16 protein-coding genes and 1 tRNA gene are annotated in these 20,817 nt (G+C 64.5%); 4 read left to right on the top strand and 13 right to left on the bottom strand.

The window, feature by feature from the left end:
• Complete coding sequence (locus F8E02_RS04650; protein WP_317064307.1) at nucleotides 1–750, top strand: ABC transporter permease; 750 nt, start codon at nucleotides 1–3, stop codon at nucleotides 748–750.
• Nucleotides 751–764: 14 nt separating this feature from the next.
• Here F8E02_RS04650 and F8E02_RS04645 read toward each other — a convergent pair whose 3' ends face one another.
• From F8E02_RS04645 to thpR, 4 genes are all read right to left on the bottom strand, one after another.
• A complete protein-coding gene (locus tag F8E02_RS04645; RefSeq protein ID WP_317064306.1) occupies nucleotides 765–887 on the bottom strand; it encodes a hypothetical protein in 123 nt (40 codons plus the stop codon).
• Nucleotides 884–1,300: a hypothetical protein gene (locus F8E02_RS04640; RefSeq protein WP_317064305.1), complete on the bottom strand. Its 417-nt coding sequence runs from the start codon at nucleotides 1,298–1,300 to the stop codon at nucleotides 884–886. The genes F8E02_RS04645 and F8E02_RS04640 overlap by 4 nt, the downstream gene beginning before the upstream one ends.
• Before the next feature lie 150 nt (nucleotides 1,301–1,450).
• Entirely contained in the window at nucleotides 1,451–2,824 is a 1,374-nt protein-coding gene (gene cca / locus F8E02_RS04635) for a CCA tRNA nucleotidyltransferase (RefSeq protein ID WP_317064303.1), read from the bottom strand.
• Nucleotides 2,821–3,360, bottom strand: coding sequence for an RNA 2',3'-cyclic phosphodiesterase (gene thpR, locus F8E02_RS04630; RefSeq protein ID WP_317064302.1), 540 nt, complete (start codon nucleotides 3,358–3,360; stop codon nucleotides 2,821–2,823). Before thpR ends, cca begins: the two co-directional genes overlap by 4 nt.
• 333 nt (nucleotides 3,361–3,693) lie before the next feature.
• Between thpR and F8E02_RS04625 the strand changes: the two genes are divergently transcribed.
• The 3 genes from F8E02_RS04625 to F8E02_RS04615 all read left to right on the top strand — a co-directional run bounded on the left by F8E02_RS04625 (nucleotide 3,694) and on the right by F8E02_RS04615 (nucleotide 10,496).
• Nucleotides 3,694–3,855, top strand: coding sequence for a hypothetical protein (locus F8E02_RS04625; RefSeq protein WP_317064300.1), 162 nt, complete (start codon nucleotides 3,694–3,696; stop codon nucleotides 3,853–3,855).
• Nucleotides 3,852–8,849 (top strand): anaerobic ribonucleoside-triphosphate reductase, encoded by a 4,998-nt coding sequence (gene nrdD / locus F8E02_RS04620; RefSeq protein ID WP_317064299.1) that lies wholly within the window; start codon nucleotides 3,852–3,854, stop codon nucleotides 8,847–8,849. The genes F8E02_RS04625 and nrdD overlap by 4 nt, the downstream gene beginning before the upstream one ends.
• A gap of 597 nt (nucleotides 8,850–9,446) precedes the next feature.
• Nucleotides 9,447–10,496 carry a DUF1786 domain-containing protein gene (locus F8E02_RS04615; protein ID WP_317064298.1) on the top strand — a complete coding sequence of 350 codons (1,050 nt, stop codon included), beginning with the start codon at nucleotides 9,447–9,449 and terminating at the stop codon, nucleotides 10,494–10,496.
• A gap of 88 nt (nucleotides 10,497–10,584) precedes the next feature.
• Here the strand turns inward: F8E02_RS04615 and F8E02_RS04610 are convergent, their stop codons facing one another.
• The 9 genes from F8E02_RS04610 to F8E02_RS04570 all read right to left on the bottom strand — a co-directional run bounded on the left by F8E02_RS04610 (nucleotide 10,585) and on the right by F8E02_RS04570 (nucleotide 20,656).
• A complete protein-coding gene (locus F8E02_RS04610) occupies nucleotides 10,585–11,919 on the bottom strand; it encodes a hypothetical protein (RefSeq protein WP_317064297.1) in 1,335 nt (444 codons plus the stop codon).
• A 343-nt stretch (nucleotides 11,920–12,262) separates the two neighbouring features.
• The gene (locus F8E02_RS04605) at nucleotides 12,263–12,712 is read right to left on the bottom strand and encodes a NusA-like transcription termination signal-binding factor (RefSeq protein ID WP_317064295.1); all 450 of its coding nucleotides are present in this window, start codon (nucleotides 12,710–12,712) and stop codon (nucleotides 12,263–12,265) included.
• 3 nt (nucleotides 12,713–12,715) lie between these two features.
• Nucleotides 12,716–13,003 carry a 50S ribosomal protein L30e gene (locus F8E02_RS04600; RefSeq protein ID WP_317064294.1) on the bottom strand — a complete coding sequence of 96 codons (288 nt, stop codon included), beginning with the start codon at nucleotides 13,001–13,003 and terminating at the stop codon, nucleotides 12,716–12,718.
• A gap of 11 nt (nucleotides 13,004–13,014) precedes the next feature.
• Nucleotides 13,015–14,175: a DNA-directed RNA polymerase subunit A'' gene (gene rpoA2, locus F8E02_RS04595; protein ID WP_394357923.1), complete on the bottom strand. Its 1,161-nt coding sequence runs from the start codon at nucleotides 14,173–14,175 to the stop codon at nucleotides 13,015–13,017.
• Between the two features lie 8 nt (nucleotides 14,176–14,183).
• Nucleotides 14,184–16,832 carry a DNA-directed RNA polymerase subunit A' gene (locus tag F8E02_RS04590; RefSeq protein ID WP_317064291.1) on the bottom strand — a complete coding sequence of 883 codons (2,649 nt, stop codon included), beginning with the start codon at nucleotides 16,830–16,832 and terminating at the stop codon, nucleotides 14,184–14,186.
• A 21-nt stretch (nucleotides 16,833–16,853) separates the two neighbouring features.
• Entirely contained in the window at nucleotides 16,854–18,668 is a 1,815-nt protein-coding gene (gene rpoB / locus F8E02_RS04585; protein WP_317064290.1) for a DNA-directed RNA polymerase subunit B, read from the bottom strand.
• The gene (locus F8E02_RS04580; RefSeq protein WP_317064289.1) at nucleotides 18,665–20,245 is read right to left on the bottom strand and encodes a DNA-directed RNA polymerase subunit B''; all 1,581 of its coding nucleotides are present in this window, start codon (nucleotides 20,243–20,245) and stop codon (nucleotides 18,665–18,667) included. Before F8E02_RS04580 ends, rpoB begins: the two co-directional genes overlap by 4 nt.
• Before the next feature lie 5 nt (nucleotides 20,246–20,250).
• Nucleotides 20,251–20,502: a DNA-directed RNA polymerase subunit H gene (locus F8E02_RS04575; RefSeq protein ID WP_317064288.1), complete on the bottom strand. Its 252-nt coding sequence runs from the start codon at nucleotides 20,500–20,502 to the stop codon at nucleotides 20,251–20,253.
• 80 nt (nucleotides 20,503–20,582) lie between these two features.
• Nucleotides 20,583–20,656, bottom strand: a tRNA-Lys gene (locus F8E02_RS04570).
• Nucleotides 20,657–20,817: the final 161 nt, after the last annotated feature.

The following is a 20,817-nucleotide window of genomic DNA, read 5'->3' as shown; positions in this document are numbered from 1 at the left end:
ATGGATATCGTCTATGCCATCTGGCTGCGGAACATCAAGCGCTACCTGCGCTCGAAGAGCCGGATCGTCGGCAGCCTCGGGATGCCTGTATTCTTCATGCTGGTGCTCGGCTTCGGGCTGAACTCGGTCGTCCAGATTCCCGGCATGGAAGACGGGTACATGGGGTTCATCATCCCCGGCATCGTGGCGATGAGCGTCCTCTTCACCTCGGTCTTCTCCGGGATCCAGGTCATCTGGGACAAACAGTTCGGGTTCCTGAAGGAGACGCTCGTCGCCCCGGTCTCGCGGCTCGAGATCATGATAGGCCAGACTCTCGGCGGTGCGACGACGGCGGTCATCCAGGGGCTGATCATCATGATCTTCGCGCTCTTCGTCGGGCTCAAACCCGCCGGGGTTGCCGGGTTCCTGATCGCCGTCGGGTTCATGGCCCTGATCGGCGTGACCTTCACCGCGTTCGGGATCGCCATCGCGTCGAAGATGGAGGACATGCATGGTTTCCAGCTCATCATGAACTTCGTGATCTTCCCGATCTTCGGCCTATCCGGGGCGCTCTTCCCCATCGACAGCCTGCCCGGCTGGCTCCGGCCGCTGACGCTCCTCGACCCCCTGACCTACGGCGTCGAGGGGATCCGCTACGGCCTCTCCGGGACTGCCCAGATTCATCCGCTCGTCTGCCTCGCGGTCATGGCCGGCTGCGCGGTGCTCGCGACCGTCGCCGGGGCATACCTCTTCCGGAAGATCCAGTCGTGAGGAGGTTCCGGGGGCTACCCCCACTCGAAGACCTTCGGTCTTCTCATGCTCCTGCCGGGGCGGCAGTCGCACCCCGCGCCTTCGGTGCTCATGCTCCTGCCGGGACGCCAGTCGCACCCCCACCTATCGGTGCTCATGCTCCTGCCGAGGCGGCAGTCGCACCCCGCACGGCCTGCTCCGCCGCATACCCGATCCCGACGGCGATGATCGGGATGGTGAGGTAGCGCAGGCCGATCTGCGCCATGTAGGTGCCGGCATCCATCCCCGAGAGGGGCAGGAGGATGACGGCGTCGAGCGCCCAGTTGATCAGGAGCCAGATGCCGCCGAGCAGGAGGCCTTCGCGGACGAAGCGGCCATGCACGTCCCTGAAATAGGCCAGGATGAGGAGGGTGCCGAGCGCGGCGGAGAAGACGAGCATGACCGATTTTATCAGGAAGATGTCGTAGAGCGGCTCGCCCTCCGGGGAATAGAGAGGGACAGAGAGGAGGAAGGGGAGAAGCCAGGTGAGGAGGCCGAAACCGACGAGTCTCCCGGCTGATTTCGTGTTCATAGAATGAAGGTGGCGCTCCGGTGGGATATACCGATCGAGATCGTCCCGGGGGAGAGTCCGGTATCCTTCACCAGGGGGACGGCTATTCTCCCGGACGGTATCTCCGGGGAGGGGGCCGGGATACCGGGAGCGGCTTTAGGGATAGACCTTCTATCTCCCCGTCACCCGCTTGATCCTCGCAAGCGGCGACGAACGCCCCAGGAACTCCGAGAGGAACCCGGCAAACTCCTCGTCCCAGCACTCCGCACCGGCCTTCACCGCCCAGCCCTGCTTCATCGACCGGCGGACGTGCTTGCCGAGCGCGACCTCAAAGAGGATCTTCGACCGGAGGAGGTCGACGGCGCGGGTGAACTGCCGGGGCACCTCCACGACGTAGCGGCCGTCCTCGACGTAGGGGCCGGCAAAGACCTCTTCTCCGACATATTTCGCGAGGAACTTCTCCGCGTTCTCTCTTGCGGAGAGCGGCGGCCCGATATGCCGGCGCATCGCCGGGGCCCCCGCGGCCATCAGCTCAAAGAGGAGCATGCACCGCTCCTTCTCCATGCAGACGTCGATCCGGTTGGCCGCAAACCCGCTCCGCTCAAGGAGCTCCCGGACCGACTCGGCGGATTTACGGAGCTGGGGGACCACCGTGTCGGGGGTGTAGTCAGGCGTCGCGAAGGTCATAGAGAAGAGGTGCGTCCCCCGTGCCGCGAGCAGGCGGGCAAAGACCTCCGCGGTGAGCGCCGGGGAGGCCGGCCGGCAGAAGAACGCTATCGACGGTTCGGCGAGGTAGCCGCGGGCGAGCTCCGAGAACTCGAACATTCGCGAGAGGGAGAGCGCCGCCGCCACGTTCCGCTCCGGGTCGACCGGGTCGATGACGACGAGCGGGTCCGTAAACTCCTTCCTCCCGTGCTGCTCAAGATCGATCGTCTCCCCCGGCCTCCACCGGGCGGCGGCCTCGAGGAGCGCGTGGAACCCTCCGTAATAGATCGTCAGGACCTCGCAGAGGTAGCCGGAGAACCCCTCGGTCATGTGGTCCGACCCGTAGACCCCGCCCGCCTTCGCGAACTGCTTGCAGAGGAGGACGTCGTCGGCGTAGTTGTCGATGTGGGAGAGGATGTAGCGGGTGTGGAACGGGGTCCGGTCCACGGCGCTCTTGATCTCGGTGGCGCTCGGGACAGCGTAGCAGGGGACGAGATCGATGTCGAGCGAGTCGATCGTCGCGTTGAGGTAGGGGTGCTCCGCGTACTTCTCGCGCCAGGTCGCGCCGAACTCCTCCGCGATCCGGCGGGCAAGGGAGAGGCCCTGTTCCTGGAGGTCCTCGCGGGAGAGCGCGGGGTCAAAGAGCATGAAGACGTCGAGGTCCCGGTCGCCCCGGACGAAGGTGTCGCGGGCGACCGACCCCACCATCATCGCCTTTGCCATCCCCGACCGCTCCACCGCCTCGATCAGGCGTTGCCCGATCGCCCGGATATAGGCCCGCTCCTCGGGCGTGGGGCGGATCCGTCCGAGCACGTCGTCCTCGCAGGGGCACCGGGTCAAAGCGGTACCTCCGCAAGGTCCTCGTAGATGGGGCCCCGGGGCGTGAGCGTACTCTTCTTGAGCCTGATAGTCTCCACCCGGCACCGGCCGAGCGGCTCGGGGGGCAGGCATTCGACCTCTCGGCACTGCGAGGGGTGGAACTCCTTGATGCGGGCAAGGGTCACGTGGGGGCGGAAGGGACGGGTCTCGCGGGTAAAGCCGAGCGGAGCAAGGAGATCGTCCACCTGCCGGGCGAGGGCGGCGCTCTCCCCGCCGTCGGCGACGTCGCACCAGACCACCCGCGCCCGCCGCGGCGGGTTGCAGACCGCACGGCCGACCGTCAGGTCGAAGGGTTCGAGTCTCACCGACCGGAGCGCCTCGACGATCGGCTCGATCAGCGCCTGGTCGACCTCCCCGAGAAACTTGAGCGTGATATGGAGGTTTGCGGGGTCGACGATGGCGAGCCTCCCGCCGGACCGTGCCAGGCAGGCCTGAAGATCATGGGCCTTCCCACGGATCTCTTCGGAGAGATCGATTGCAACGAACGTCCTGACCATATTACCGTACTATCGTGCCTCACCCTACAAAATGCTGATTGTCCGGCAGAGGCGCATCCGGCGGAACCGGCACCGCCGGAGCGAATTCGGCGGCCTTCATTTCCCCGATCCGGTGCAGCGTTCCGGGCCCGCGCTCTCCGGGGAACTCCGGTCCGCTCGTTAAAATGATACCTGTTATATCCGACCAGAGCGAAAACATAACGACCGACTCCGGGGGTAATTGTCATTTCCGATACAGCGCAATTCATCGTCTATACACTGGAATTCTGCCCGAACTGCGAGATCCTCAAAGAGTTCCTGGCCTCCAGGGGTGCTCCCTTCGTCGAGAGCGACATGGCGTCCGCCGAGGCGCTGACCGAGCTCCGCATCAACGGCGTCTTCGTCCAGGAAGCGCCGGTACTGCAGAAGGGTGATGCATTCTACACGTCCGGCGACCTCTTTGCCGGCGGTGCGCTCCGGGAAGACCTTGTCGCAGGCCTGATCGCGGAGGCATGAGGTTGACGCGCAAGTCGACGCAGACGACCATATTCGGGGAGTTCGTCCCCACTTTTCCCAAGGTCCGGACATCGCGGGGCTACCTTCTCAACTGGGACAGGAACCGGATCATCCGGCAGATCACCGAGGAGACCAGGCTCGTAGGGGTCTTTTACGGCTACGAGGGCGCCGACGAGGAGACGGCGCAGGATATCGCCCGCCGGGTCGAGAGGAAGATCCAGCTGCTTGGTCTCCAGTCGCTCTCCGGCCCCCTGATCCGCGAGATCGTCAACATGACGCTCCTTGAGCGCGGCCTGATCCCCTACCGCAACGTCTGCACCCGGGTGGGCACCCCGGTCTTCGACGCGCACCTCATCGACGTCGGGCGGGGATTCGAGGCTCACGACAACGCGAACCTCCAGGAGAACGCCGAGACGTCGCACAAGAAGAAGGCGGACAAGATCAGCAAGGAGCAGTACCTCCTGCAGCTCCCGCCCGACCTCGCGGACCACCACCTCCGCGGCGATCTCCATATCCACGACCTGGAATACTTCGGGACCCGCCCGTTCTGCATCGACGGGAGCACGGCCATACCTGTTCGGATGGATAGCCGCATCCGGAGCGTCCGTCCCGACGAACTCCCGATCGAGGGCGACGAGTGGCGCCCTGAAGACCTCTCCGCGCTGACGCCGAAGGGCTGGCGTCGGGTTACGAAGGTGACCCGCCGGCAGGTCGGCACGGGCGAGATGCTCCGGATCCGGACATCCGGGGGACGGTCGCTGATGGTCACCGGCGAGCACCGGATCCCGGTGCGGACCGATGCAGGGATGGCCGTCCGCCGTGCCGACGAGGTACGTGCCGGCGATGCCCTCTACCGGGTCTCGACAACCGACGCTCTCCGCGGGGAGACGATCGGGGCGATCGATCTCGTCAGGGAACTCCCGGCGTCGGTGCCGGCGCCCTTCCTCGAGAACGTCTACGTACGTGGTGCGGAAGGGATCTTTGCCGACGTCGTGCAGAGCGGCCGGGCCGCCTCCTACGCCGGGATCTCGCGGGCGCTCGGCGTCGAGCACAAGAAGCAGTGGTATACGCGCGGGATCATGCCGGTAGCCCTCTTCGCAGCCTTCTGCAGCCGCTACGGCATCGAGGATTATACCGGAGTGACGGTCGGAGTCACCGGAAGCGAACACGAACTTCCGGCCCTCCTCACCCTTACGCCGGAACTCGTCCGGCTCTTCGGGTTCTTCGTCGCCGAGGGCAACTACAACGCCGCACCGGCGGCCGGGCAATACAACCTCGCGATCACCGAGAACCGTCAGGCGCCCGTGATTGGGGCTGCGGCACGCGCCGCCCTGAACACCTATGCGACAGTCGCCGGCGGCACCCCCGATACCACGACCATCTACGGGGTCGAGGTGGAGCGCAACCGGGCCCTGCAGGTCTACTTCGGCGGCAAACTCTCGTACCTGCTCTTCCGCTACGTCTTTGCCATCCCGGAGGGAGCGGCCGGGAAACGCCTCCCCTGGATCGTCTACCACCTTGATGACGTGCTCCTCCACGAGTTCCTCTCCGCTCTCTTCACCGGGGACGGCTCGGCATACTACCGCCCGGAGAAGTCGGACTGCATCGTCAACTACACGACCGCGTCGCCGACTCTCCGGCAGGAACTCTCACTGCTCCTCACCGCGCTCGGCATGAACCCCCACATCGTCGAACTCTACGGGGACGACGAGGAGCGGCGGACGCTTTACCGGATCCAGCTCAACGGCAGGAAGAACATCGAGACGTTTGCCCGGTACGCCACCTTCCTTGACTCGCGGCAGGACCACATCGACAGCTTCCTCTCTGCGGTGAAGGGGGTCCGGACCACCGGGCGGGAGGAGGCCGTCGTCGAGGTCGCTCCGGCGGAACCGACCGGCGCGTACGTCTACGACCTCTTCATCGAGGGCGACGGGAGCGAGGAGAGCCACACGTTCTTCGCCTCCGACGGCCTGCTCGTCCACAACTGTCAGGACTGGGACCTGCGCTACTTCTTCTACTACGGCCTGATGCCCGACGGCAACGGAACGAAGGCCTCGGTCGCCGGCCCGGCGAAGAGAGCCGAGGTGGCGGCCCTCCACGCGGTCAAGGCGCTCGGCTCCGCCCAGACGAACTTCGCCGGCGGCCAGGGCTACTACAACTTCCTGACGTTCATGGCGCCCTTCTTCGAGGGGATGGACTACGAGGAGATCAAGCAGCTGATGCAGATGTTCGTCTACGAGATGACCCAGATGATGGTCGCCCGGGGCGGCCAGGTGGTCTTCTCGTCGGTCCAGCTCTCCCCCGGTGTCCCCGCCCTCTGGCGGGACAAGCCGTGTGTCTACCGCGGGAAGGTCTGGGACGGGGAACAGGCGCCGCTCCGGACCTACGGCGAGTTCGAGCGGGAGGTCCGGCTCCTCTTCAAGGCGCTGATGGAGGTGATGCTCGAGGGGGACTACTGGGGCAAACCCTTCTCCTTCCCGAAGCCCGAGATCAGCATCGAGCCCGACTTCCTCAGCGAGAACGAGGAGTTCAACCGCGAGCACCCGGGTCTCCCCACCTACCACGACCTCTACCTGATGACGTTCGAGCTCGCCTCCAAGTACGGCACCCCCTACTACGACAACCAGATCCCCGCCTACCGGGGCGCCGGCGAGGGAATCTCGTGCTACCAGTGCCTCTCAGGCGACGAACTCGTCCCGGTGGCCGACAACGACGGCTGGATCGCCGTAAGGCCGATCCAGGACCTTTTCAAGGCCGCGGCAAAGAACGGCCGGCGTATCGACCCCTTCGGCACGGAGTTCGCCTACTACGACGGGATGGCGCCGAGCGTCGACTTCGCCACCCTGGACTCGTCCCTCCGCCCCTTCCGCGGCGTGATGCGCCGGCGGTATACGGGGAACCTCCTCCGGATAACCCTGGAGTCGGGCAGGACGATCACCGTCACGCCCGATCACCCCGTCTACCACCTCAACGGTGACGGGTTCGCGCCGGAGACGGCAGGAGACCTCAAGGCAGGCGACTACCTGCCGGTGCTGAAGGCGGGCGGGTTCTGCGAGAGCCCGGTCACGGAGATCGATGTCGCGGAGGTCCTCGCAGGGGCGGGCCACGCGGGCGAGGCCCGCGCCACGGAAGAGACGGTGAAGGTCCCGGGCACGAAACACCCCGGCCTCCCCCGGATCCTCCCGGTCAGCCGCGACCTCGCTGCATTCCTCGGCTACTACCTTGCCGCAGGATCGAACGAGCGGTCCGGGCGGCGCTACACGGTCAGGCTCTCGTTCCCGAAGCGCGACCGGGATCTTGCGGCGGACGCCGCCGGATGCATCCGCGCCGCCCTGGGATTCGAACCGCAGGTCCGCGACTCGGCAGCCGGGACCGAGGTCGTCGTCAACAGCAAGCTCGTCTACCTCCTGGTCGACGCTCTCGGCTGCGGCTCCTTCGACGCAGAGAGGACGGTGCCGGACCTCCTCTTCAACCTCGATGCGACGCTCGTGGGCGACTACCTCGGCGCGGCCTTCAGCGTCGCGGGGAGGGGAGCATCCCTGCGCCGCCCGAGAAGCATCAGGCTGGCGGCGGCCTCCCGCGACGCGGCCCAGAAACTGGTCTGGCTGACGCAGCAGATCGGCGTCCAGATGAACTACGTCGAGCGGGAGACGGGGGTCCAGCGGCACGGCGACAGGACCTACACCTGCAGGATCACGAACCAGGACCAGATCGACCGGTTCGTGAACGAGACCGGGTGCTCTGCGGAGGCCCCGCGGGGCAGGCAGATCGCCTGCCCCTTCGCCCGTCTGCCGGAGAACTGTTTCACCGCCGTCGCCTGCGCGAGCAGGTGCAGTCTCGGCGGCATGGAGGGGATCCAGGTCTCACTGGTCCTCCCGCCCGTCGCCCGTGCGGCCGGGGCGAGCCGGCTCGCCGAAGGAGACGTCCACCCGCTCCGGATCCTCTCGATCGAACCGGTGGAGCACGACGGTTACGTCTACGACCTCGTCGACGTCGCCGGCACCCACACCTTCGCGAACGCGCTCGGCATCGTGACCGGGAACTGCTGCGCCTACCAGTTCTCCTCGCTTGCCGACGAGGACGCCGGATTCGAGGACAAACTCTACTTCCGCGAGGGGAAGCACTTCTCGATGGGCTCCTGGCAGGTGATGTCGATCAACTGCCCGCGGGCGGCATACAAGGCGGAGGGCGACCAGGAACGGCTCTTCGCCGAACTGAAGTCGCTCATGGACATCGCGGTCGACCTCTTCCGGATCAAGCGCCGGTGGATGTCGCTGATCCGGACGAACGGCCGGATGCCGTTTGCGATGCAGCGCCCGAAGGACCCGAATACCGGCGAACGCGGCGCGGTTGCCGTTGATCTCGAAGGCCTCGTCTACACCATCGGCGTCGTCGGCGTCAACGAGATGGTGCAGCACTTCACCGGCCACCAGCTCCACGAGTCGAAGGACGCGTTCCGTCTCGCCGTCCGGGCACTGACGGAACTGGAGATGTACTCCCGCGAACTCTCGAAGAAGCACAACATGACGATCGCCCTCGCCCGCACCCCGGCGGAGACGACCGGCCAGCGGTTCGCGGTCGCGGACCTCCTCGACGAGCGGTTCAGGGACCACACGCTCAAGGTCATCAAGGGCGACGTCGATAAGGCGCTCGATATGCTCGGCACGACGCTCGATCTGCCCATCTACTACACCAACGGAACCCACGTCACTCCGGCGGCCGCGGTCCCGCTCACAAAAAGGATCGAGATCGAGCACGTCTTCTTCCCCGTCGTGGACGGCGGGAACATCTTCCATATATGGCTCGGGGAAGCACGCCCCGACCCCCGCGGGCTGATGGAGATGGCGATGAACCTCTGCCGGACGACCCAGATCGGCTATTTCGCCTTCACCCGGGACCTGACGGTCTCCCTCAAAGAATACCAGGAGTTGAAGCCGGGCCGCCAGGACCGGGGAACCGGGGCCGGCGTCCCGGCCGATCGGGCGGATGCCTGACCGGGATCATACCTTTTTCAGACCCGGACAAAAACTCCCTCCAGAGGCCCCAGAGCCCCCCCTATTCTACCCCCTGCACCATCACCTCACGCGAAGGCGCGAAGAGCGCGAAGGCCCGTAGCCGGTATGCAACATCCCTTCGTATCTACGGTGCGCAAACGACGTTCCTGAGAGGAGCGTCACCGCTCGCACCCTTTGAGTGCTCAGGTTCCGTTTCATTGGAACATTGCACCTCGCACCTGGCGGTGCTCATGCTCCGATCCGTCGCACCTCGCACCTGACGGGGCTCATGCTCGCTTTGCTCGCACCTCGCACCTGGCGGTGCTCAAACTCGCTTATGCTCGCAAGTCGCACCTCCGGTGCTCCAACTCCGCTCCGTAGGAGCGTCGTTCTTCGCACCTGACGGTGCTCACGCTCACTTCGTTCACGCTTCGAAGCCTGAGGGCTTCTCATGCTCGCTTTGCTCGCACTTCGCGTTCTTCGCGGCTTCGCGTGAGAACATGTGAAGCGCCTCCATAGGACACCCTTTTTGACTTCGCCGCGAAACTCGATATGAAACCGCCCGGCCAGCGCCGCGGCGGCGCATGAGGCTTACCCATGATCGATCTCAAAACCCCGCTCCTTGCCATCGACGTCGGGAGGGGCACCCAGGACATCCTGGTCTACGAGCCCGGCCGGTCGATAGAGAACAGCATCAAACTGGTCCTCCCCTCCCCGACCGTGGTCGTGGCGGCGCAGATCCGGGAGGCGACCCGGGCCGGGCTCCCGGTCTATCTCGAGGGGTTCCTGATGGGCGGGGGCGCGAACACCGGCGCGATACGCGAGCATCTGGCGGCAGGGCTCCCGGTCTACGCCACCCCAACGGCCGCGGCGACCCTCCATGACGATCCGGAGCGGGTTCGGGCGATGGGGATCGAGATCCGCACCGCCCCTCCGGGAGAAGACGCGGCGAGGGTCCGCACCACCGACTACATGGAGCCGGAACTCAGGAAAGTCCTCTCCCTCTTTTGCGTTGCCTACCCGGAGAACGTCGCGATAGCGGTCCAGGACCACGGCTACTCCCCGCACCGGAGCAACCGCATCCACCGGTTCGAGCGGATGCGGGAACGGCTGGACGCCGGGGACTGGGACCTCCTCTCGCTCGCCGCCGACCCGGCCCTTCCCGACATGACCAGGATGCAGGCGGCCCTGGAGCAGGCGCCGGGCGCGCTCGTCGCCGATACGGGGCCGGCCGCCCTCATCGGGGCGCTCTGCGACCCACGGGTGCGGCGGATGGCCGGGTCCGGGGTGACCCTCGTCAACGCGGGGAACGGGCACACCCTCTGCTTCACCTTGAAGGGCAGGGAGATCTACGGGCTCTTCGAGCACCACACCGGCGCGCTCGACCCGGCAAAACTGCAATACTACATCCGGCGGCTCGCCGACGGCACCCTGACCTCGGAGGAGGTCTTCGATGACGGCGGTCACGGCGCGGCGGTCAGAAAGCCCCTCCCCGCCGGCGCCGTTGCCGTCACCGGACCGAACCGGCTCAGGCTGCTCCCCGAAGCCTATCAGGCGGCGCCTTTCGGGGACATGATGCTCTCGGGCTGTTTCGGACTCGCGCGCCTCTGGAAGGAGTTCAGAGAGAGTGAAAAGCCCGGGGACTGACAGGCCTGCACGAAAAGGGCGGTGAGGCAGGAGGGGCGGTGTTCGGCGGCCACCCTCGCCTCGTCCGGATCTCCGCCTTCAGAAACCGTTAGCCCGCCTGTCCGAGCAGTCCGCTGAAGAACCCGACGATCATGTCAAAGATCGACGGCTGCGGCCCGGAATGGCTCTCCGTCCCGGCACCCTCCTCACGGGCATGGATGGCCGTCAGCTCCTCAGGAGCAAGGCCCTCCAGGGCCTCAAGGTGCCCCGCCGCCTCCGCGACGATCGTCTCGTAGTCGACACCCCGGTGCCACGCCCCGGTCATCGTCTCCGAGGCGAGGAGTGTCGAGTTCTCGATACCCGCGATCGCGTAGATCTCCGGGAGGGGCCGGTCCTCCGCCGCACCGGCGCTCCCGCCGGACCGGATTGCAAGCACCGGGTCGGAGAGGCCCGTCGAGGGGATCTCCTGGCCGGGGGCAAAGGCATACGCCCGGAAGGCAAAGAGATCCGGGGTCGTCGAGAGGTTGGTGATCTGCCGCTCCTCGGGAAGGGTGAGGTCCGCGAGCGTCAGTCGCCCGGTGCGGGTAGTGGCCGAGAACTTCCAGACGCCGCGTTCGCCGTCCCTGAGGCTCTGCGGTCCGCTGATCCGCGTGATCTCGTAGACCCCGGTCTCGGTCGGCGGCGGCACCAGGACAACGTAGGCCGGGTGCTCCTCCGTGAGCGTCATATTCCTCGCCTCGACCGTCACCGTGACGGTGAACGTCTCTCCTTCAAAGGCCACCCGCGGGTGCCGGCCCCCCAGGATCATGGCCGTGTCGAGCAGCCAGTCGAGGCTCGCGATCTCCACCCCGCTCCGGGTCAGGGTGACGTCCTCCGGGGTCCTGTCGAGGAGCACCCCGACACCCCTGACGAGCAGGCCATCCCGGGCGACGGCGGCTACAGGCTGCGCTACGGACTCGTTCCTGTCGGGGACATATGTCGTTACGGGACTGACGAGCCGGTGGTCGCCCGCGGGCAGCGCACGATCGGAGTACTGGTGCGCCCGGGCCATCGTCGCGCCCGGCCGGGGGGGAGCATCCTTTTCCAGGGTCGGCACCGGGGCGGGCGTCTCCTTCTCCTCCTCCTCCTCCTCTTCTGACGTGGTCGCCGCCAGGGTCGGCTCCAGGGAGGACGTGGCCGTCACCGTCGTATTCTCTTCCACCTCCTCGCCGCCGGCACCGTCCAGGGCCGATGCCGGGGCGGCAACGGCAGGCAGGACCGGGTGGTCGGTCGTCGTGGGAGTCGGCTCCGCCGTCACCAGCCCCGTTACCGGCACCTTCGCGATAGCGGGCTTCTCACTGCTCTCGTTCTCCCCGGATGCCGGGGCGGCCGCCGCGAAAGGGACGGCCAGAGCGATGCAGAGCGCCGCGAGCAGGAAGACAGGAAGAAGACGCCCCGGCGGCACCCTTCTCCGGCATCCCGGGGCGCCGCACACCCTCTTCAACGGTTCTGCTGCGGATAGGGCAGGCCCCGCCGTCCGTCCAGATCCTCGATTCATGGTTGTCCCATGGAGACAACGCAAATATATATAACTTCCTGATCAAGGGCCGCTCGCAACCCCTCGCGCGGATCAACCCCACGGTAACGCTTCCGGGAATCGAAAGACAACGCCCGCAGGCGCAAGGATTCGAAACGATCGCGGATCGCCGTGACGGCTCAGAGCCCGGCACCTGCGCCTGCCGGGGCATCGCGGCCCCTGGCAGGACAACAGGCCCGAACGGGAGGTTATGGTAAAAAGGAGACGAAGTTCAGGCAACTTCGTTCTGCACCAGCTGGACATCGGCGATGTCGTGCTGCCGCTGCGCAAGAACCTTTGCCTTGAAGATGTTCTTTCCTGCCTTGCCTATGGCAAGGCCCCGGTCCTCGTCCCTCACCTCGATGAAGGCGACCTGGAGGTCCTCCTCATTCGTGTCGAAGTCGATACCGGTGACCTGGGCGGGAAGGAAACAGTTCCGGAGGAACTGGGCCGGGTCCGCAGAGTACTCCACGACCTCGATCCTCTTGCCCATGACCTCGGAAGCCTTCTTGATGCTCGACCCGCTCTTGCCGATGGCAAGACCCATGTCGCCGGAGTTGATCACGAAGATGATACGCTCGTTGCGATTGTCAATGATACAATCGCGGCTGCCTGCGCCGGTGAGGCTCTCGAACTGGGAGATGAGGCGCATGCACTCCTCAGTCAGCACGACCTGTGGCATCGTCTACACTCTCGCAGCCGTCAGGATGTCGGATTCACCGGGTTCGACCACAGCAAGCGCACTGACGACGTACGGCATACCGCAGGCTTTCCCGAGCTGGACGCTCGATCCCTCGTAGACATAGACGGGGACATTGATTTCTTTCACGAGATCTTTGACGGATTCGGGGCTGTTTGCGGCAACTACGACCAGTCTGGCCTTGCCTTCCTCGATGCATTCCCGGGTCTTGTTCTGACCGAGGAATACTGTACCAGTCTTCACGGCTTTGCGGAGTGAAGCATTAAAGTCCATAGATAATTCTCCTAGATTTTCAGGTTGATTGCTCTTGCAATGAGTTTTACATCACCGGTGCCGAGCTGGATAGGCTGGCCCACGATAACGTTCTCGGTGACGCCGTTCAATTCGTCCACCTCGTTTGCGATTGCCGCATCCAGCAGGTGGTTGACCGTCACTTCGAACGCAGCCCGGGAGAGGACGCTCTCCTTCTCACCGGCAATACCGTGCCGGCCGATCTGCTTGACCTCGCCTTCCATGCACATCATGTCGGCGACGAGCATGATATGGCGGACATCGACGCCGATACCCTGTTCGTTCAGGGTGCTCAGCGCCTCCTGGATGATCGCGTTCCGGCCTGCCTCGATACCGAGCACATCGGCGATCTCGCTGATGTTGTTGCTCCGGGTGCGGGAGGTATCGACTCCCTCGACTTCGAAGACATCTTTTAGGTTGGAGCCCTCAGTATAAAGGATATACTCTCCGCCCTCTTTTCTGACGACCACACGCTCGATATCGTCGATACCCTGAACGATGACCTCCCTCACGTGCTCCGCGAGCTGGAAGAGGTTCTGGTAGCTCTCCCGGTTCTTCGGCGTAAAGGTTATCGCTGCCCGCTTTGCGTCTCCCTCGACCTCAAAGTCGCGGAAATGACGCTTCTCGCGGATCTTCCTCGGGGCCGTCTCGAAGATCTCTTCCACGCCGATCTTGCGCCGGTCGCAGACCGCCTTATTCAGCAGGACGAGGACCTGCATGTTCTCCATATCGATGGTGATGTCCCCGAACTCGTGGAGCGGCGCGGCCTCGATCTGCCAGCTCACCTCACGGGCGCGGTCGCGGTTGAACGCCCACTCGTCCAGCAGGTGGATCGCCATCGTGGGGGTGCTCGGCTCGCGCCGGGCGTCCATGATCTCGATCAGCCGGGGAAGGCCGAGGGTAACGTTGATCTCGGCCACACCCGCGTAGTGGAACGTACGCATCGTCATCTGGGTGCCGGGCTCGCCGATCGACTGCGCCGCAACGACGCCGACCGCCTCGCAGGGCTCGATCCGGCTCTTCTTATACTCCGAGAAGACCATCGTGAGGATCCGGTCGAACTGCTCGTCGGTAAGGTCGCGCCCCGTAAGGCTCGCCTTCAGGTCTTCGCGGGTCCGGTACGGCAGATCGAGGGCCTCGATCCGCTGCTCCATGTCACTGTTCACTTGATCTCCTCCTTTAAGACGCTCTCTACGATACCTTTCACGTCCACCGGGGCGCCGTAGCTGCTCCTGCCGGGGTCGGTCCCGTCCTCGCCGTAGCGGAACTGGATGATCCGGCCTCCCGTAGTCCGGACGGTGCCGTCGTACGCCACCTTGAGGTCCTGCAGGGCGTTGATCATCCGCCGCTGCAGGTAACCGCTCTGCGACGTACGAACCGCAGTGTCCACGAGACCTTCACGACCACCGATGGCGTGGAAGAAGAACTCAGTGGGGGAGAGGCCGCTCTTGTAACTGTTGCTGATGAACCCGTGCGCCTCCGCACCGAGCTCGTTGCGCCGGAAGTGCGGCAGGGTCCGGTCCTCGTAGCCACGCATGATCCGCTCTCCACGAACGGACTGCTGGCCGAGGCACCCGGCCATCTGGGTCAGGTTCAGCATCGAACCACGGGCACCGGAGACCGCCATCACCACGGCGCTGTTATCCATACCGAGGTGTCGCCCTGCAATCTCACCGGTGCGGTCACGGGCCTTGCCGAGGACCTGCATGATCTGCATCTCGAGCGTCTCCTCAAGCGTCCGGCCCGGCATCGGTTCGAGCTGGCCTTCGTTGAAGATCCGGATCCGGCGGTCGACGTCGGTGACGGCGCCCGAAAGGACCTCGTCGATCTGGCCGTACTCGGTCCGGGTCAGGTCTTCGTCGTCGATGCCGAACGAGAAGCCCTTGAGCATGATCCCCCGGATCGAGAGTTTGGTCACGTCGTCGATGAACCGGGCCGCCCGCTTCATGCCGTGCTGCCGGATGATCCGGTGCAGAATCTGGCCGTCGAACGCGCCGATCGCCTTCTTATCGATGGTTCCGGTGACGAGCTGCCCGCCGGCGACCTGGATGAACGCGTCGTTCTCGCAGATCTCCCGCTTACAGGTCTCGCAGTTCTGGCACGACGAGGCGCGGAAGATCATGTGCAGGTCGTCGGGGAGGATGAGCGAGAAGACCTGCTTGTTGGTCCAGAGCGGGTTGCCGTTCTCATCCCGGCTCTCCGGCTCGGGCAGGTGGTCGATGGGGAGGTGCTGGGTGAGGTAGAGCGTCTCTTCCTTCCCGAAGCGGCGTACCCCGTGTGTCAGGAGGAAGATACCCGAGATGTGGTCGTGGATACCGCCGATGATCGGGCCGCCGGTCCTCGGCGAGAGGATGTTTGCCTGCACCGAGACCAGGATCTCGGCCTCGGCCCGCGCCTCCTCGGTCTGCGGGATGTGCAGGTTCATCTCGTCCCCGTCGAAGTCGGCGTTATAGGGCGGGCAGACGGCCGGGTTCAGCCGGAAGGTCTTCCCGTCCATCACCACGACCCGGTGGGCCATGATGCTCATCCGGTGCAGCGAGGGCTGACGGTTGAAGAGGACGATATCCCCGTTCTTCAGCTGCCGCTCGACGGTCCAGCCGGGCTCGATCATCTCGGTGACCGTCTCGAGGTTCGCGTCCGAGAGACGCATTCTCCGGTTGTCCGGGCGGATGGCGTAGTTTGCACCGCAGGCCGACCGGATGGTGGGGCGCTCGGGACCGTTTAAGACATACTGCTTCACCTCTTCAAGGTTGAACGGCGTCACCCGCACGGGAACGGTCATCTCGTTTGCGATGGCGAGCGGGATCCCGACCTCGCTGATCGAGAGGTTCGGGTCGGGCGAGATCACCGTACGGGCCGAGAAGTTCACACGCTTACCGGAGAGCGAGCCACGGAACCGGCCTTCCTTCCCCTTGAGCCTCTGAGAGAGCGTCTTTAAGGGCCGGCCGCTCCGGTGCCGGGCGGGCGGGCACCCTGCCACCTCGTTGTCGAGGTAGGTGGTGACGTGGTACTGCAGGAGTTCCCAGAGATCCTCGATGATGAGCTGGGGCGCGCCGGCGTCCTGGTTCTCCTTGAACCGCTGGTTGATCCGGATGATGTCCACGAGCTTGTGGGTCAGGTCGTCCTCGGACCGCTGCCCGTTCTCGAGGATGATCGAGGGGCGCATCGTGACCGGCGGGACCGGGAGGACGGTGAGGATCGTCCACTCCGGCCGCGCGACGTCGGGGTTGATCCCCATGACCCGGAGGTCTTCGTCCGGGATCCGCTCGAGGCGCGCCCGGATGTCGGCCGGGGTCAGTTTGTGCTCTACTTTACGCCCTTCCTCAACAAAGACCTCGGAGAAGGTCGTGGGCTTCTCGAAGTTGATCTTGAGCTGCTGCTCCCCGCAGTGGGGGCAGACCCGCTCCTTCTTGATGTCTTTCTCGGAGACGACATCTCCCGAGAGCTCGCTGTCCTCGGGGCCGACGACCTTCTCGACCTCTTCGGCCGTCATCAGCAGACGGGAACAGGACCGGCAGCTCACCCGGAGGAGTTTCCGGATCAGCCGGGTGTAACCGACGTGGATGACGGGCTTCGCGAGCTCGATGTGCCCGAAATGGCCCGGACAGTCGGCGGCCTTCTGGTCGCAGGTCTTGCACCGGAGACCCGGGTCGATGACGCCCAGGTTCAGGTCCATCAGGCCCTGCGGATAGGGAAAGCCGTCGTCGTCATACGTATCCGCCCAGATGATCTTCCGGACGCTCATCTTGCGGATCTCCTTCGGGGAGAAGAGCCCGAACTCGATCCTTCCAACACGTTTTGGACTGGTCATAGTTTGATTGAGCCCCCTCTCTTACACCATATCGTCAAGTCTTAAGCGGGGAGCGATGCCCATGCTCTTCATCTCGTCGAGGAGGAGTTTGAAGGCATAACTCATCTCGACGGGGTAGATATCGGTCTCGCCGCCGCAGGCAAGGCACCGCGTCACCTTCCGCTTCCGGTCCAGCATCGCGACCATGCCGCACTTCGCGCAGACCCACTGGGTCACCTTGTCGGACTCGTCGAGCAGCCGCTCTTTCAAGGCCATGGCGGCGCCGTGGCCGATCATGACATCCCGCTCCATCTCACCGAACCGGAGACCACCCTCACGGGCACGCCCTTCGGTCGGCTGGCGGGTGAGCACCTGCACGGGACCGCGCGACCGCGCGTGCATCTTGCTCGATACCATGTGGTAGAGCTTCTGGTAGTAGATGACCCCGACGTAGATATCGGCGGCAAACTGCCAGCCGGTGATCCCGTCATACATGACCTCGCGGCCGTTGTGCGCAAAGCCGAGCTCCCTGAGCGAGCCACGGAGATCCGTCTCGGGCTCGCCGCGGAACGCGGTCGCGTTGATCCGGCGGCCCTCGAGCGAGCCGACCTTGCCGCCCAGCATCTCGAGCATGTGCCCGATGGTCATACGGCTCGGGACGGCATGGGGGTTGATGATCAGATCGGGCGTCATGCCCGACTCGGTGAACGGCATGTCCGCCGAGGGCTGGATAAGCCCGATAATGCCCTTCTGCCCGTGCCGGGAAGCGAACTTGTCCCCGATCTCCGGGACACGGAGGTCACGGGTCCTGACCTTCACGAGGCGCGAGGAGTTCTCGCCCTCGGTGATGATGACGGTATCCACGATACCGTGCTCGTTGCTCCGCATCGTGACCGAGGTGTCGCGCCGCTTCTCGACGGCGATCAGCTCGCTCGTGGGCTCCTCGAGGAACCTCGGCGGGGAGGTCTTCCCGATCAGCACGTCTTTCTCGCGGACGACCGTCTCGGGGTTGATGACGCCGTCGATATCGAGGTTCGCGTAGTACTCGGCACCGTGCGCGCCGGAGACCTCTTCGTCGGGGATCTCGATCCGGTCGACCTGGCCGCCGGGGTAGCGCCGCTCCTCTCCGTCATAGGTGCGGAAGAAGTGCGAACGGCCGAGGCCGCGGTCGATCGAGGCCTTGTTGATGATGAGCGCGTCCTCAATGTTGAACCCTTCATACGAGATGATGGCGACGACGAAGTTCTGGCCGGCAGGCCGGTCGTCGGAGCCGATCACGTCGGAGGTCTGGGTGAAGGTGAGGGGTTTCTGGACGTAGTGGAGCATGTGCCCACGGGTGTCGGGCCGGAGCTTCATGTTCGCAGCCCCAAAGCCGAGCGCCTGCTTGACCATCCCTGCGCCCATCGTGACACGCGGACTCGCGTTGTGCTCGGGGAAGGGGACGTGCGCCGCACCGATACCGAGAATGAGCGAGGGATCGATCTCAAGATGCGTGTGCTCCGGGGTGAGGTCCGCCTCATCGATGGCGATGAAGAGGTCCTCCTCCTCCTCGGCATCGACGAACTCGAGCGCGCCCTTCCGCACCATGGCCTCAAAGTTGAGCTCGCCGTTCCGAATACGCTCGAGATCGCTCTCGGCGACCTGAGGCTTGCCGTCCTTGACCACGATCAGTGGCCGGCGCGCTCTCCCGCGGTCGGTGTGGATGATGACGTCGTTGTTGAACTCCTTGTAGGAGACGTTGATCTCGCTTGAGACCTCGCCGCGCCGGCGCATCTCGCGCATCCGGGCGACCAGGTCGCGGGGGTCGTCGACGAGCCCGATCAGGGCACCGTCGACGAAGACACGTGACTGTCTCATGCCGTCTCCCTCCGGAGGGCGATGACGCCCATATCGTACAGAATATTCTTCACTTCCTCTTCGTCGATGACGCCCTTGCTGATCTCGACCATCTGGGCGAAGTTCTTCACCAGACCGCAGTTCGGACCCTCAGGAGTCTCGCTCGGGCAGATCCGGCCCCACTGGGTCGGGTGCAGGTCACGGGCCTCGAAGTGCGGCTGCGAGCGGGAGAGCGGGGAGATCACGCGCCGGAGGTGCGAGAGCACCGCCATGTGGTCGACCCGGTCCAGGAGCTGCGAGACACCGGTACGCCCGCCCACCCAGTTGCCGGTGGCGAGCGGGTGGAGCAGCCGCTCGGTCAGGACGTCCGCGCGCACCGCGGTGCCGATCGAGAGGTCGCGGTGGCGCATGCTGGCCCGCTCGAGCTGGTACTTCACGTCGCGCGTCAGACGGTTCAGAGAGATCCGGAAGAGGTCTTCCATCAGGTCGCCGGCAAGTTTCAGGCGCTTGTTCGAGTAGTGGTCCTTGTCGTCGATCCGGCGCCGGTCCAGCACCAGGTCGAAGCAGGCCTCGGCCATGCGGCCGAGGAAATGCGCCTTCGCGAGGCGGACACCCTCGACCGCCGCGCGGTAACCGGGGTCCTCCTCTTTTAAGCCCACCGGCATCAGGTAATTCAGGTGCGGGAGGAGGTAGTTATCGAGGACGAACTCCGCCCGTTTCCGCTGGTAGTCGCGGGTCTGGTTGGGTGCGAGTTTCTTCCCGACGTACATCACGCCCTCGTCGACCGTGTCGCACTCGCCCTCTTCCAGGTTCTGCATCATGAACGTGAGGATCTCCTCGTCGGTCGAGACCGCCTCCACGATGTCGTGGTCGCCCTGGAGCCCCAGCGCGCGCATCAGGTCGACGAAGCGGAGGTGACCGGCGACCGAGGGGAACGAGACCTCGAGCAGGTTCTTCCTGTTCCGCTCCACGATCACGAGCGCGCGGTAGCCCCGGTACTGCGAGAAGACCTTCGCCACGTAGATCCGCTCGTTGTAGCGTTCGGTGAACTCGGTCATGATCTTGTTCGAGGCGAGGTCTTCGAGCGTCATCAGCACCCGCTCGGTGCCGTTGACGATGAAGTAGCCGCCGGGATCGAGGGGGTCCTCCCCGTGCGCGGTCCGCTCGGCATCGGTCATGTTGTAGAGGTTGCAGGCGGCCGAGCCCACCATCACCGGCAGCTGGCCGATGGTGGTGATGATCGGGTCCTGGCGGTCTTCGCCCTGGACAAGCGTCATCTCGAGTTGAATGGGTGCCGCGTAGGTGAGATTGCGGAGGCGCGCCTCGCTCGGGAAGAGCTCGGACTGCGACCCGTCCGCCTCACGGACGAGCGGCTTTTTGACCTCAATCTTGCCCAGTTCAACCCATACGGCCTCTTTGCCCTTACCGCGGGTCTCGATATCGGTCTCGATGACACGCTGTTCATCGACGACCTTCTGAAGGTTATGCAGGAGGAAGTAATTGTAGGAGTCTAACTGGTGACGTGCTACATGCTCCCGCGAAAAGTATGCTCTCGACAAAACACTTCTGTCTAACAGATGGATCAGCTCCCCGGCCATTTGAATTATTTCTTCGGTCTCTTCACGATGAGGCGGTAGGCTTCGGCTCTGCCCGCCGTGCGGCTGTCGCGAACGATCCGGACCACATTCGCGACTTCGCCTCCGATAGCCTTTACTGCAGGGTCGTCGTGGTAAACTTTTGGCAGTTGTTCAAGAGTTATGTTGTACGTCGCAAGAAGAGCCGCGACTTCTTCCTCGCTCATAATCTGATGGTCAGGGACCATCTCATGGTTGAGTACGTCAAGTGAAGTGCCCATCGCCTTACACCTCACCAACGAAAGAGTTGCGTATCAGAATGCATCACCTTGTTAAAATCCATAGACAGCGCCCATGGCAACGGGCCCAAGGGGATTTGAACCCCCGACCACCTGGTTAAAAGCCAGGCGCTCTACCTAACTGAGCTATAGGCCCCGCGCGTACTGCCATCCAGCATTATTACAATGCAAGAATAGTATAAATAACTTACTTGTGGGCGTATCATATTATTCGCAGTCTAACGATATAAACTTTTCAATTCTACACCGGATGCGGACCTACCGGAATGTTTAAGGCCCTCCGCGTGTCCAGTTCAT

Source organism: Methanoculleus caldifontis, from assembly GCF_032842345.1.
GTDB classification, from domain to species: domain Archaea; phylum Halobacteriota; class Methanomicrobia; order Methanomicrobiales; family Methanoculleaceae; genus Methanoculleus; species Methanoculleus caldifontis.
The sequence above is the reverse complement of the archived record's forward strand: the minus strand, read 5'-3'. Positions and strand labels throughout refer to the sequence as shown.

Coding starts and splice junctions, on each gene's coding strand:
- F8E02_RS04650 (WP_317064307.1), top strand. CDS start 1: ATGGATATCGTCTATGCCATCTGGCTGCGGAACATCAAGCGCTACCTG.
- F8E02_RS04645 (WP_317064306.1), bottom strand. CDS start 887: ATGAGCACCGATAGGTGGGGGTGCGACTGGCGTCCCGGCAGGAGCATG.
- F8E02_RS04640 (WP_317064305.1), bottom strand. CDS start 1,300: ATGAACACGAAATCAGCCGGGAGACTCGTCGGTTTCGGCCTCCTCACC.
- thpR (WP_317064302.1), bottom strand. CDS start 3,360: ATGGTCAGGACGTTCGTTGCAATCGATCTCTCCGAAGAGATCCGTGGG.
- F8E02_RS04625 (WP_317064300.1), top strand. CDS start 3,694: ATGGCGTCCGCCGAGGCGCTGACCGAGCTCCGCATCAACGGCGTCTTC.
- nrdD (WP_317064299.1), top strand. CDS start 3,852: ATGAGGTTGACGCGCAAGTCGACGCAGACGACCATATTCGGGGAGTTC.
- F8E02_RS04615 (WP_317064298.1), top strand. CDS start 9,447: ATGATCGATCTCAAAACCCCGCTCCTTGCCATCGACGTCGGGAGGGGC.
- F8E02_RS04605 (WP_317064295.1), bottom strand. CDS start 12,712: ATGCCACAGGTCGTGCTGACTGAGGAGTGCATGCGCCTCATCTCCCAG.
- F8E02_RS04600 (WP_317064294.1), bottom strand. CDS start 13,003: ATGGACTTTAATGCTTCACTCCGCAAAGCCGTGAAGACTGGTACAGTA.
- rpoA2 (WP_394357923.1), bottom strand. CDS start 14,175: ATGGAGCAGCGGATCGAGGCCCTCGATCTGCCGTACCGGACCCGCGAA.
- F8E02_RS04590 (WP_317064291.1), bottom strand. CDS start 16,832: ATGACCAGTCCAAAACGTGTTGGAAGGATCGAGTTCGGGCTCTTCTCC.
- rpoB (WP_317064290.1), bottom strand. CDS start 18,668: ATGAGACAGTCACGTGTCTTCGTCGACGGTGCCCTGATCGGGCTCGTC.
- F8E02_RS04580 (WP_317064289.1), bottom strand. CDS start 20,245: ATGGCCGGGGAGCTGATCCATCTGTTAGACAGAAGTGTTTTGTCGAGA.
- F8E02_RS04575 (WP_317064288.1), bottom strand. CDS start 20,502: ATGGGCACTTCACTTGACGTACTCAACCATGAGATGGTCCCTGACCAT.